Source organism: Accumulibacter sp. (genome assembly GCF_029255145.1).
GTDB lineage: Bacteria > Pseudomonadota > Gammaproteobacteria > Burkholderiales > Rhodocyclaceae > Accumulibacter.
Genome location: NZ_JAPUVQ010000021.1, coordinates 1 through 13152 on the forward strand (window position 1 = coordinate 1; position 13152 = coordinate 13152).

Here is a 13152-nt window from a genome sequence, read left to right on the forward strand (position 1 = left end):
CCTCGTCCAGATTAAACCAAACCGGTCATCCCCCAGAAAATTCACGCAAAAGCCACATTTATCACATGCTTACAAGAACGGGGTATGACTTTGTTCTGATACGTTGAGAGCATTGGATATATACCTGCTCGGAGTGTGCAGGCGAAGTCAATTTTATTGATGAAGCGCTCGACGAGGAAAGCAAACGCGTCAAGGATTCCTTCCCTTGTCCACACTGTGGCGCCGAACTGACGAAGAAAAAAATGGAGAGACTGTTCGCGTCAACGGTCGACTCGGCGACAGGAAAGACCCTTCAAACGCCTAAGCGTCACCCCTCGTTGGTCATCTATTCGATTGGCGGCAGCCGGCACCAAAAGACACCTGACGAGCATGATCTTCAGGTGCTCCATCGCATCAATTCGATGGCGCTACCAATCGATGTACCAAGAATGGAGATTCCACCGATGCACATGACCCATGAGCGTGCGCGGATGGACTATTCCGGCATTACGCATATTCACCATTTTTTCCTCCCACGTGCTCTCCATTCAATCGCGGCGCTCTGGAGGAAGGCGTCTGCTGAAACCGATGCGCGTCTCAGGGAGATGCTGCTGTTCTTCGTTGAACAGGCACTTTGGACAGCCTCACTGTTGAATAGATACCGGCCAACCGGGTTTTCTCAAGTCAATCAGTACATGACTGGTGTTTACTACGTGGCCTCGCAGCACGCCGAGTGCAGCCCATGGTACATCCTTGACGGAAAGCTTGGGCGACTACCGAAGACATTCCAAGCCTTCGGCGCACACCAAGCGGGTGCGGGTGTTACTACCGGTTCAGTTGCTTCCTTGCCGTTGGCAGATAGGTCGATCGACTACATCTTCACTGACCCACCGTTCGGCGAAAACATCTACTACGCCGACCTGAACTTCCTGGTTGAGTCTTGGCACCGCGTCACGACAGACGCTAAGCCGGAAGCCATCATCGACCGATTCAAGAAGAAGGCGCTTCCGGAGTATCAGCATCTGATGCAGCGCTGTTTCGCGGAATACTACCGCGTGCTGAAGCCCGGCCGCTGGATGACCGTGGTCTTTTCCAACAGCAAGGCAGCGGTCTGGAATGCCATCCAGGTCGCGTTGCAGCAGGCGGGCTTTGTGGTGGCCGAGGTCACTGCGCTCGACAAGGTGCAAGGCAGTTACCGCCAGGTCACCTCCACAACAGCGGTGAAGCAGGATTTGGTGATCTCGGCCTACAAGCCAAACGGCGGCCTTGAGGATCGGTTCAATCAACGCGGCCCGACCGTCGACTCGGCGTGGGACTTCGTGCAGACACACCTGAAGCAGTTGCCGGCCGTCAAAGTCACGTCAGGCTACCCGCAGGAGTTGCTGAACATCGTTGAACGCGACCCGCGTCGCATCTACGACCGCATGGCGTCCTGGTTCATCCGTCACGGCACGATGGTGCCGATCTCAACGCCTGAGTTCCTGACGGAACTGCCGGTTCGATTCCGTGAGACGGATGGCATGGTGTTCCTGCCCGAGCAACTGGTCGAGTATGAAAAGGCGCGTGCGCGCATTCCGCTGATCAAGCAGGCCGAGCTGTTCGTGTCCGACGAACGCAGTGCCATCGACTGGCTGAGCAACTTCTTGCGTAAGCGCCCATCCACCCGATCGGAAATCCATCCGGAGTACATCCCGCAGATCGGCTCGGCCAAGCGCAAGGGCGAGATTATCCCGGAGCTGGACCAACTGCTGGAGGACAACTTCATCCAGTACGACGGCACCGGCGTTGTGCCGAGCCAGATTCACAGCTACCTGTCCACCAACCACAAGGATCAGCGCAGCCTCGACAAGAGCAACCCTGCGCTGGTGGCCAAGGCCAAGGATCGCTGGTATGTGCCGGACCCGAACAAGGCCCAGGACCTGGAGAAGAAGCGCGAGAAGACGCTGCTCAAGGAGTTCGAGACCTACAAGGCGTTCACCGGCCGCAAGCTCAAGGAGTCCCGTCTTGAGGTGCTGCGCGCTGGCTTCCGTGCTGCTTGGGCCAACAAGGACTACACGACGATCATCAGTGTCGCCAACAAGTTGCCGGAGGAAACGCTGCAGGAAGACGAGAAGCTGCTGCTCTGGTACGACCAGGCGCTGACGCGTTCGGAGGAGAAGTAAATGGCTGTCATCGAAGGGTTTCGCGTACAGAACTATCGTGCGCTGCGCGATGTGACGCTGGGTAAGCTCTCCGGCCAGCAAGCGGGGGAGCCATTGACGCCGTTCACCGTGGTTATTGGCAAGAATGGCGTCGGCAAGAGCACCTTGTTCGATGCATTCGGCTTCGTGGCCGATTGCTTGTCTAATGACGTGGAAAGTGCCTGCGACGTCAAGCAACGCGGCGGTTTCGATCGCCTGCGCTCGATGGGGGTGGATGAGCCCATCCGGTTCGAGATCTATTATCGCGAAGCGCCCCTGGAGAGGCCAATCACCTACGAGTTGGCGATCGCGCTGGATGTCTCGGGTCGGCCATTTGTTGAATCGGAAGTGCTCAAGCAGCGTCGCAAGGGCCAGAAACACGGTCGGCCTTATCCATTTTTGCGATTGAATCACGGCAAGGGCATGGCCTGGGCCGGAGAAGAAGCGGTAGAGGTCGAAGGCGAGGAGGACCGCGCTCAGACGCCTGTGGAACTGACCGATACCCGGCAACTCGGTATCGCCACGCTGGGCACGCTCAAGGAACATCCGCGTATCAAACGCTTCCGGGATTTCCTCAAAGGCTGGTATCTGTCCTACTTCACCCCGGATGCGGCGCGCAGCCTGCCGAGCGCTGGCCCACAGCGGCATCTGAATATTCACGGCGACAACATCGGCAACGTGGTGCAGTTCATGGTGCGCGAGCACAAAGCGCGCTTCAAGGCCATCCTTGAACGCATTGCGGCCAAGATTCCGGGGATTTCGAGTATCGACACGCATGTGACCGAGGACAAGCGGGTCTTGCTGCGCTTCAACGATGGCGCTTTTGGCGACCCATTCTTTGCCCAGCAGATGTCGGACGGTACGTTGAAGGTTTTTGCCTACCTGCTGTTGCTGGAAGACCCGGACCCTCCACCCTTCATTTGCATCGAGGAACCGGAGAACGGCCTCTATCACAAGCTGCTGGAGGCACTGGCGCAAGAGTTTCGTTTGCATGCTACCGGCAAGAAGAACGCGCCGCAGATTTTCGTCACCACGCACCAGCCCTACTTCGTCGATGCGCTGGCCCCCGAGGAAGTGTGGATCCTCGAAAAAGGCAACGATGGCTATTCGACCGTCCGGCGCGTCTCCGCGCTGATCGACGTGAAAAACCTCGTGGCCGAAGGATTGCCTCTCGGCGGCCTTTGGTACAGCGACTATCTCGATGCGAGGTAAGCATGCACATCGAGATATTGGTGGAGGACAGTTCGGGGAGAAAGCTGCTGCAAGTATTGCTGCCTCAACTTCTGGGGCCACAAGGTGCGCCGCATACCTGGCGACTGCACGACTACAAAGGCATCGGCCGCGTTCCGCAGGGTTTGGTGACGAAAGCCGATCCAGCCAAGCGGATTCTGCTGGATCAGTTGCCAAAGCTGTTGCGCGGTTATGGCAGGACGCCTGGAATCGATGCGGTGGTGATCGTGCTCGATGCTGACAAACGCGACTGCGCAGTTTTCCTGGCCGAACTGAAGGCGGTTGCCGAAACCTGTCATCCGCTGCCGACGACTTTGTTCAGACTCGCCATCGAGGAAATTGAGGCATGGTATCTGGGTGATCAGGATGCCTTGTTGGCCGCCTATCCACGAGCCAAACGGAACTTGCTCGAAAGGTATGTGCAGGACAGCGCCTGTGATACCTGGGAACTGCTGGCTGACGCGGTGCATTCGGGCGGGTCGGCAGCGATCAGGAAAGCCGGCTGGCCATTGCCGGGGCAGGTGAAGCATGAATGGGCCGATAGAATCGGCCCGTTGATGGACCCGGAGCGGAGTCTCTCTCCCAGTTTTGGCAAGCTGAGAGATGGGTTACGCCGGCTCGTCTCGGAGGCTGGCGCGTGAATCGTGGGAGCCCGCTTGCGGGCGAACTGGACGGTGCCGCTTCGATCGCCGGCAAGCCGGCTCCTACATGGCACGGCTCGGACTTGCGCCAGGGGCGGTATTCGGAAACTGGGCAAATCTATCTGATCACTGCTGTTACCGACAGGCGAGTGCGTGTTTTTGATGATTTCTGGTGCTCGCGCTCGTTGATTCGTGAACTGCGCGCGGCCGATGCGTTGGGGTGGTCGACGACCTGGGCGTTCGTGGTCATGCCGGATCATCTGCACTGGCTGGTCGGTTTGGGGGGTAGCGATTTGTCCAGACTGGTGCTGCGGGTGAAGTCACGATCGGCGATTGCCATCAACCTGGCTATGGGTCAGGCGGGACGGCTTTGGCAAAAAGGGTTTCACGATCACGCGTTGCGCAAGGAAGAGAATTTGCAAGCGGTGGCGCGCTATGTCGTCGCCAATCCGGTGCGCGCGGGATTGGTGAAGTCGGTGCGAGAATATCCGCATTGGGATGCACGGTGGCTGTAGATGAGCATCCGCCTGTTGTAGGAGCCCGCTTGCGGGCGATAGCCGTTCGCCCGCAAGCGGGCTCCTACGGGGTCGGCGACTGGTGTTGGTGCGCGCGGCATGCATCACCATGCCGCGTGGTGGACCGCCAGGACATCTGGGGCGTAATCGCTTACCGCGTCTGGCTGCCCGCCAAGGATGCGCTGGTCCGTGCCGCTGCGGCCGATCTCGTCCCGCTTTCGGCTGTGCGCCCATCACTGGAGCGGATTTTGTTCACGGCAGCGGCGGCCAAGCTGCTGGATGCGCTGGAGGACAAGCTGCTGCTGGCGCCCATCCAGTCGAGCGTGATGCCCTTGCCGCACCAGCTTTATGCGCTCAACCGTGCCATGAGCCAGCACCGTATTCACTACCTGCTGGCAGACGAGGTGGGCCTGGGCAAGACCATCGAAGCCGGGCTGATCCTGCGCGAGTTGAAGTTACGAGGCATGGCTCGGCGCGTGCTGGTGGTGGCGCCGAAGGGGCTGGTGCGTCAGTGGCAGGCCGAGATGCGCCTGCACTTCGGCGAGAAGCTGCGGTTCATCGAGCCGGCCGAACTTGCCGCCTTCCGGCAGTGGCGAGGCGACGCAAATTCGGACGAGGAAAACCTTTGGCGGCTGCACGACCAGGTGATCTGCTCACTGGACTCGGTCAAGCCGATCGAAGGCCGCAAAGGGTGGAGCCTTGAGCAGCTGAACAACTACAACCGCGAGCGGTTTGAAGACCTGATTTCGGCGTCGTGGGATCTGGTGATCATCGACGAGTCGCATCGCATGGGTGGCAGCACCGACCAGGTAGCGCGCTACAAGCTGGGGGCCGCCCTGGCCGAAGCCGCGCCGTACCTGCTGCTGCTGTCGGCCACACCGCACCAGGGCAAAACCGACCAGTTTCTGCGCCTGATGCAGTTGATCGACCGCGACTCCTTCCCGGATGAAGGCAGCGTCAGCCGGGATCGCGTGCGGCCGTTCGTCATTCGCACCGAAAAGCGCAATGCGATCGATGCGGCAGGCCAGCCGCTGTTCAAGCCTCGCGTCACGCGGCTCCAGGCCGTGGCATGGCAAGACCGGCACGGCGCCCAGCAGCGGTTGTATGAGGCGGTCACCGACTACGTGCGCCATGGCTACAACCAGGCGCTTGCGGCCAGGCAGCGGCACATCGGGTTCTTGATGATCCTGATGCAGCGGCTGTTGACGTCCAGCACGGCAGCCATTCGCACCACGCTCGAGAAGCGGCAAGCGCTGCTCAACGAGCCCCAGCCGCAAGCGTCGCTGTTCGATTCGACCGAGATCGACGAGTGGGCCGAACTGGACGGTCAGAGCCAGGTGGACATCGCGGTACAGACCTCGGGCTGGGCGCAGGAGAAGGCCGAGGTTGACCTCCTGCTGTCCCTGGCCCGGGAAACCGAGGCCCAGGGCACCGATGCAAAGGCCGAAGCACTGCTGGAGCTGATCTACAAGCTGCAGCAGGAAGAGAACGACCCGGCCATGAAGGTTTTAGTCTTCACGGAGTTCGTGCCGACACAGGCCATGCTGGCGGGCTTTCTGGAAAGCCGTGGCTTCTCGCTGGCCCTGCTCAACGGCAGCATGGACCTGGATACGCGCACCAGGGCGCAGCAGGCCTTTTCGCGCGACGTCCGGGTTCTGGTCTCGACCGATGCTGGCGGCGAGGGTCTGAACCTGCAGTTCTGCCACGTCGTCGTCAACTTCGACATGCCGTGGAATCCGATGCGAATCGAGCAGCGCATCGGCCGCGTGGACCGTATCGGCCAGCGCCATGTGGTGCGCGCGATCAACTTCGTTCTGCAAGACACGGTGGAGCACCGCGTCCGCCAGGTGCTGGAGACCAAGCTCGAAGTCATCGCCCAGGAATTCGGCGTGGACAAGGCCTCCGATGTGATGGATTCGGTCGAGGCGGAGGCGATCTTCGAAGAGGTGTTCGTGCAGGGGCTGCAGGACCCGGCTTCGATCGACAAGGCGTGCGACGCCGTGATCGATCAGGTCCGCGACAAGGTTGCCATTGAGGCAAAGAACAGCGACCTGCTGGCCGATGCCCACGCGCTGGATGCTGACGATGCCCGCAAATGGCGCGACCACCCGGCGCAGTATTGGCTGGAGCGCGCCATCACCGCCGGATTGCCGGCACGTGGCGGCAGTGCCGTGAAGATGGGGGACGCATGGCGCCTCCAATGGGCGGACGGCAGCGAATCGACCAGGGTTTGCTTTGACGCCAGGACGGCGGAGGAGAACCCGGACCTGGGATGGGTCACCCTGGAAGACCCTCGCGCCAGAGCCGTGATCGGCGAGCTGTCACGCTGCGTCGCTGGGCAGCCCTTGCCAGTAGTCAGGATCGCCGGCCTGCCTGAGGCTGTGCAGGGTGTCTGGTCGCTTTGGGAGATCAGCCTTTACGCTGAGGGTTTCCGCCGCAGGCGCTTCCTGCCGGTGTTCGCCACGGACGACGGGCGAATCTTCGTACCGACCGCCAGGCGCATCTGGGATTTGCTGTTGACCGAGGCGGTCGAGATCAAGGGCGCCGCCAGCAGCGAGCAGTCTGTGCAGTGGTTCGAAGCCTCCACTACGGCCGCCAAGATTCAAGGTGAGCGCTTGTTCTCCGAGCTGCTAGGAGAGCACCGTTCGCGGCTGAAGGAAGAGCGAGCGCGCGCCAGGTACGCCTACGACGCCCGCCATCAGGCCATTGGCCGGATTGGCTTGCCTGCCGTGCGTGAGCATCGCCGCAAGCGGCTGGATGCCGAACACCAGGTGCGGATGGCAGCGTTGGACGACGCAGAGGCCAGCGTGCCGGATCTCAACGCGGTGATGATGCTGCGTGTGGGATCAGTATGAGCCCGTGGATTGACCGCATCCTCAAGGAGTTTCCGGCAGACCTGGCCCGGCTGTGGATTGCCGCCGACCCCGACGATGTGCTGTTGGATGAGCAGGTGCTGTCAGGCCTGCGGGAGCGTGGCTTCGAACTGATGCCCTTCGAGGACTCGGTCGCGTTCCGCGCCGAGTATGAGGATCGCTACCGCTGCGCATGGGACCGTGGGAAGGCAGCCCCAGCCAAGGCCCTGGTGCTGCACCTGCGCGGCACCCACATCGGTGATCTGCCCTGGGACTACCTGAGGCAGGCGCGCCGTGTAAGCCTGAGTCTTGCCAACCTGTTCCCGAAACTCAGCTATCCCGTCGTTCGGCAGATCGGCGCCGAGCACCATGAAGCGCTGTTCGCGGCGCAGGCGAAGCACGCATCGCAGGCCCTGGGCGAGTCCGCTACCAAAGAGTTCATCCTGACCCACATCTTCAGGATCAGCCCGCACCTGATTTCGCGACCTGAGGACCTGTGGCGCGAACTGTTGCGCCTGCACTACCGTGATTCCGGTCTGCCGTTGGTCCTGGCCGAGCATGTGGCGCATGTGCTTGGCGACCATGCGGCGTTCAAGGATCTGCCGATCAGCGAGCTGTTCGCATCGAAAGGCACGTTGCTTCGTGTGGTCCAGGACGCTTGGTACCGCTATCTGTCGCGTCGTGGTTTGACGGGGAAACGCACCGGCGAGCTCATGCCGGCGGACTTTTTTGCCAAGGCCGACGTGCCGTTCGAGCACCCCGATATGCGGGTGATCATCGACTCCATGTTCCTGGACGGCCTGCTCCACCCGCTCGCCGTTCAAGGGTCTTCTGTCAGCGTCCCGGAGTGGGCGAAGGTGGGTATCGTCCATGACCCGCTCGCACAGAGGAAGCTGGTCGCCGAGGGCATCAAGGGCATTCTTCAGTCGCTGCCAACGCTGGAATCGTCCTACCGCGACTGGGCCAACCTGTCCCGTCGATTGGGTGAGGTACTTGCCCGGTTTCATGCCTTGGACACGGTTCGTGCCGAAGGGCTGAAAGCCGCAATCGCAGAGCTGCAAGCCACCACCGACGAACGTCTGCGGCAATGGGTGACCAGGCACTATGCCGACCTGCCATCGCTGCCGGTCGCCAAGGGGCCGGTGATGGTGCACCACGTGCCGCGCTTTCTTGCGATGCGGCGTGGTGCCGGCGAGGTCAGGATTGCCCTGCTGGTGTTCGATGGTCTTGCCGTCGATCAATGGGTTCAAATCCGCGAGTCTCTGGCCAGACGAGCCCCCAGGCTCGGATTCGAGGAAAGTGCGTGCTTTGCCTGGCTGCCCACGCTGACGTCGGTATCCCGGCAGGCGCTCTTTTCCGGGCTCAAACCAAGAGAGTTCGCCGACACCATCGAGTCCACTTCGCCGGAGCCGACGCAGTGGTCACGGTTTTGGCAAGACCAGGGTCTGCGCGCCAATGAGGTCATGTACCGCAAGGGAATCAAGCGAACGGACCAGTTGGCGGAACTGGGCGCGGCCATTTCAGTACCATCGATCAGTGCTGCTGGCATGGTGGTGGACACGGTCGATGAGATCGTGCACGGCGCCGTTCTGGGCAAGCGAGGCATCGCCAGCCAAATAGAAAGCTGGTGTGAGAGCGGTTTCGTCGATCAGCTGTTCTCGCTGTTGCTCGACAAGGGCTTCCACGTCTACCTGACTGCCGACCACGGAAATGTGGAAGCGGTTGGCCAGGGGCGGCCCAACCAAGGTGTAGCTCCAGAACTGCGCGGAGAGCGCGTTCGAACTTACCGCAGCGAGGCCTTGGTAGTCGAGTCTGCTGCCGCGAATCCAAACACCTACCGTCTGGATGTCGCTGGACTGCCGGTGAACTTCATGACCTTATTCGCCGGCGGACGCGCTGCCTTCATGCAACAAGGAGAGCCAGCCGTCGTACATGGCGGCATCTCGGTCGAAGAGCTGTTGGTGCCTTTCGTCAAGATCATCTACGTGAGTTGAACTTGATGATTCCGACCGCCCCGCAAATTGGCTTCGACCGGTTCATCCGGTTGGATTGGGTCGCTGCCGCGCTGAAGGTGCGCGCTGGAATGGCCAATCTCGACGAGCTGAATGAACTGCTGGATGCAGCCGGCCTTGGTTTGGCGGCGAGAAAGAAGACCCGTACGGTGTTGAACCGACTTTGGCTTGAACCGCGGGCCGACCTTTTCGATTTCGCCAATCGTGGCGCCGAGATCTTCAAGGCGCATCCGGGGGTGCCCGTCCCCGCGTTGAGTTGGGGAATGGCCATCGCAACGTACCCGTTCTTCGGCAAGGTCGCCGAACTGGTGGGCCGGTTATCAGCCTTGCAGGGTGACTGCAGTTCCGCAGAGGTGCATCGGCGAATGAGCGAGATTTACGGCGAACGCGAAGGTATCTATCGCATGACCAATAGGGTTCTGCAGTCGCAAGCGGGTTGGGGCACCCTTGAGCGGGTACAGAACGGCAGACGGCTGATTCGCCGGCCGCCGATCACGCTGACTGAAAATGAGCTTGTCGTGTGGCTCGTGGAAGCAGCGCTACGCTACGCCGGGAGGGCCGTGTCCACGGCGTTGCTGCAATCGATGGCCGTGCTTTATCCGTTCGTTCTCAACCAGTCGCTGGCTTATCTGGTATCGAACAGCCCCCACTTGGAGCTCCGATCTGAAGGACCAGGTACCCAGTTTGCTTTCCTCCGTGACTAAGGACTGTCATCTTTAAAAACACGACAGGCGCCTTTTTCATGCCGACCACTCTTCACCCCGACCGGTTCTCGATATGTTCGATCATCAACTGCGGTGTCTGGACGCCGTTGAAATCGTTGATCGACAGCCGGTACGCCGCCCGGATGGTGTTGCCGGGAGCCTTGTCGAAGTTGAACTGGATCGCGTCCAGCCTTTGCACGCCCTTGCGCAAGCGCAACTTGAGATGTTTGCCCTTGAGGATGCGCTGGCTCTCGACGACGAATTCGTCCTCGAACAGGGGTGCCGGGAAGCCCTGGCCCCAGACCTCGGCTTCGAGCAGGCGCGCGGTGGCGATCGAGTAATAGCCCGATTCGAGCTTGCCGTCGGTTTCCAGCGTGCGTGTGCGGTCGGCGGGAGACAGCAGCTCGTCGGCGACTTCCGCGAACAGTTCGCGGAAACGCGGCAGGTCGCTCTCCCTGATGGTCAACCCGGCGGCCATCGCGTGTCCGCCGAAGCGCAGCAGCAGCCCGGGGGCGCGCTTGCCGACCAGGTCCAGCGCATCGCGCAGATGCAGGCCGGGGACCGAACGGCCCGAGCCCTTGATCTCGCCGGCGTCACCGCGGGCGAATGCGAATACTGGCCGGTGCAGCCGCTCCTTGATGCGCGCGGCGACGATGCCGACGACCCCCTGGTGCCAGTCGGCGTCGAACAGCGACACGCCGGTCGTCGCCGAGTTGCTTTCCGTATTGGCGTGCGGATTGGCGTACGCTTCGACGCCGGCTTTCTCGAGCAGGAGCAGCGCCTGTTCCTGCATCCCGGACTCGATCTCGCGCCGTTCGCGGTTGAGCGCGTCGAGCTCTTGCGCGATGTTCATTGCCCGGCCGTGGTCTTCGGTGATCAGGCACTCGATGCCCAGCGACATATCGGCCAGGCGGCCGGCGGCGTTGAGCCGTGGGCCGATGATGAAACCGAGATCGACGCTGGAGGCCTGCGCCGGGTCGCGCCCGGCGGCGCGGAAGATGGCTCGCAGCCCCGGCGTCAGCCGGCCCTGGCGGATTCGTTGCAGGCCCTGGCTGACCAGCACGCGGTTGTTGTGGTCGAGATTGACGACGTCGGCGACGGTGCCCAGCGCGACCAGGTCGAGGAGGTCCGCGAGTTTTGGCTCGCGTCGTTCGCCGGCCTCGGAAAACCAGTCGCGCCGGCGCAGCTCGGCACGCAGCGCGAGCATCACGTAGAACATCACGCCGACGCCGGCCAGGCACTTGCTCGGAAAGTCGCAGCCGGGCTGGTTGGGGTTGACGATGCAATCGGCGGCTGGCAGTTCGTCGCCCGGCAGGTGATGGTCGGTGATCAGCGTCGCGATCCCCAGCTGCCGGGCGCGGGCGACGCCGTCGACGCTGGCGATGCCGTTGTCCACGGTGACGATCAGCTCGGGGCTGCTCTTTGCTGCGAGGTCGACGATGTCGGGAGACAGGCCGTAGCCGTAGGTGAAGCGGTTCGGGACGAGGTAATCGACGTGAGCGCCGAAGGCCCGCAGCGCCCGGATACCGACCGCGCAGGCGGTCGCGCCATCGCAGTCGTAGTCGGCGACGATGAGGATCCGGGCCTGCCTGGCAATGGCGTCGGCCAGCAGCACGGCGGCTTCGCCGGATCGGCTCAGGCGGGCGGGTGGCAGCAGCGATTTGAACTCGTAGTCGAGTTCGCTGCGCTGGACGATGCCGCGCGCGGCGTAGATGCGCGCCAGCAGCGGGTGCAGGCCCTGTTGTTCGAGTTGCCACTGGACCCGCTGCGAGACCGGGCGGCTGAGGATGCGCGTCATCCCTCGTCCCGGGCCAGCGTCTGCGCCGTCGCCGCCAGCGGCAGCGGCCGGCGCCACAGTTGCCACTGCTCGCTGCACCTGCTCTCCCAGGCCAGCGTCGCGTAGGCGGTAGAGGCGTGCAGCTGCAGGCGCTTGATCCTGCCGCGCGCGAGATCTCTTTGCAGCGGCGCGAACCAGCGTTCCTCCAGCTCGTGCAGAGCGTCGCGGTAGGCGTCGGCGTCTTCGTATTGCACCGGTCCCTGTAGCGCATCGAGAACCAGCAGCTGACGGCTGCCGGCCGGCGCGCGGGTCGCGCGGGCGAGCCGGGACAGTAACTCGGCGGCGTTGTCGGGCAGCGCCTGCACGGGCACGCCGAAGGCGCGGCCGATGCCGCGAGCGAGCGGGTCGCTGCTCCAGATGCCGGCGAAATCGACGGCTTGCGCTGCCGGCAGGACGCCGGCGCCCCAGAGCCAAAGGCTGTTGATCGTCGGACGGCCATCGTTGTCGCGCCGTTGGTTGGCCGGCAGCCCGTGCAGGACCATCTGCACCTCGTTCAGCAGCTGGCGCAGCGCGCGTGCCTGCGGCGTCTCGGGTAGTTGCCGGCCGAGGCGACGACCGGCGACGGCCGACAGCGGCAGGACGTCGAAGTGGCCCAGGTCGGGGTCGCCGGCAAGCTGCAGATACCAGCGATCGGCGGTCGCGACGTGAAAGCGGCCGATGTCGGCGAACTGGCGACCGAGTTCGCCGGCGATTTCCCGCGCCTCGTCGAGCGCGATGCCGAGGCTGCCGCCGTCGGCGAGGATCAGCCGCTCCTGGTGGAGGCGCAGGTGCACCGGATCGGCACAGAGCCAGCAGGCGTCGGCGGCGGTTGGCGCGCTGGCTTCGCCGAGCAGCCGAAAAGCGGCGTAGGGGACGTTTTCGGACAGGCCGAAGGTGTCGGCGAGGGTCGCTTCGAGCGACTGTGGCGGACGCCGTCGCAACCGGCTGCGCGCGATCAGCGTGGTCAGGCCGGGGCAGCGCAGGGCATCCAGGGTGTGGCGGTCGTCCGGTTCCGGCCAGATCAGTTCGGGAACGACGAGGGTGAGCTGCATGGCGGCTGGATCGAGAGAGTGGACGGCTGAAGCGGGGTTGGCGCTGGGGGCTGTGGCGGGCAGGTGCCCGGGCTTGATCGTGGGCGTTGGAGCGCGTTCGCCGGGGCAGGGCAGCCAACGCCGGAAAAGTGTAGCATAGCGCCTTTGCCGCTTCGGCGCTTCGAAGTACCC

General features: G+C 62.8%; 9 protein-coding genes. 7 read left to right on the top strand and 2 right to left on the bottom strand.

Annotated elements, in window-relative coordinates; all coding sequences use genetic code 11:
• Nucleotides 1-242: 242 nt before the first annotated feature.
• The 7 genes from Q1L50_RS01625 to Q1L50_RS01655 all read left to right on the top strand — a co-directional run bounded on the left by Q1L50_RS01625 (nt 243) and on the right by Q1L50_RS01655 (nt 10113).
• A complete protein-coding gene (locus Q1L50_RS01625) occupies nt 243-2141 on the top strand; it encodes a DNA modification methylase (protein ID WP_300335410.1) in 1899 nt (632 codons plus the stop codon).
• Nucleotides 2142-3371 (top strand): AAA family ATPase, encoded by a 1230-nt coding sequence (locus Q1L50_RS01630; RefSeq protein WP_300335412.1) that lies wholly within the window; start codon nt 2142-2144, stop codon nt 3369-3371.
• A 2-nt stretch (nt 3372-3373) separates the two neighbouring features.
• A complete protein-coding gene (locus Q1L50_RS01635; RefSeq protein WP_300335414.1) occupies nt 3374-4030 on the top strand; it encodes a hypothetical protein in 657 nt (218 codons plus the stop codon).
• Nucleotides 4031-4074: 44 nt separating this feature from the next.
• Nucleotides 4075-4545 carry a transposase gene (locus Q1L50_RS01640; protein WP_366145204.1) on the top strand — a complete coding sequence of 157 codons (471 nt, stop codon included), beginning with the start codon at nt 4075-4077 and terminating at the stop codon, nt 4543-4545.
• A gap of 116 nt (nt 4546-4661) precedes the next feature.
• On the top strand, nt 4662-7400 hold the full coding sequence (locus tag Q1L50_RS01645) for a helicase-related protein (RefSeq protein ID WP_300335471.1): 2739 nt from the start codon (nt 4662-4664) through the stop codon (nt 7398-7400).
• A complete protein-coding gene (gene pglZ / locus Q1L50_RS01650) occupies nt 7397-9391 on the top strand; it encodes a BREX-3 system phosphatase PglZ (protein ID WP_300335416.1) in 1995 nt (664 codons plus the stop codon). Before Q1L50_RS01645 ends, pglZ begins: the two co-directional genes overlap by 4 nt.
• Nucleotides 9392-9396: 5 nt before the next feature.
• The gene (locus Q1L50_RS01655) at nt 9397-10113 is read left to right on the top strand and encodes a hypothetical protein (RefSeq protein WP_300335472.1); all 717 of its coding nucleotides are present in this window, start codon (nt 9397-9399) and stop codon (nt 10111-10113) included.
• Nucleotides 10114-10165: 52 nt separating this feature from the next.
• Here Q1L50_RS01655 and recJ read toward each other — a convergent pair whose 3' ends face one another.
• Both recJ and Q1L50_RS01665 read right to left on the bottom strand, forming a co-directional pair.
• Nucleotides 10166-11911, bottom strand: a complete 1746-nt coding sequence (gene recJ, locus Q1L50_RS01660; RefSeq protein ID WP_300335417.1) for a single-stranded-DNA-specific exonuclease RecJ — start codon at nt 11909-11911, stop codon at nt 10166-10168.
• The gene (locus tag Q1L50_RS01665; RefSeq protein ID WP_300335418.1) at nt 11908-12981 is read right to left on the bottom strand and encodes a hypothetical protein; all 1074 of its coding nucleotides are present in this window, start codon (nt 12979-12981) and stop codon (nt 11908-11910) included. Before Q1L50_RS01665 ends, recJ begins: the two co-directional genes overlap by 4 nt.
• Nucleotides 12982-13152 lie beyond the last annotated feature (171 nt).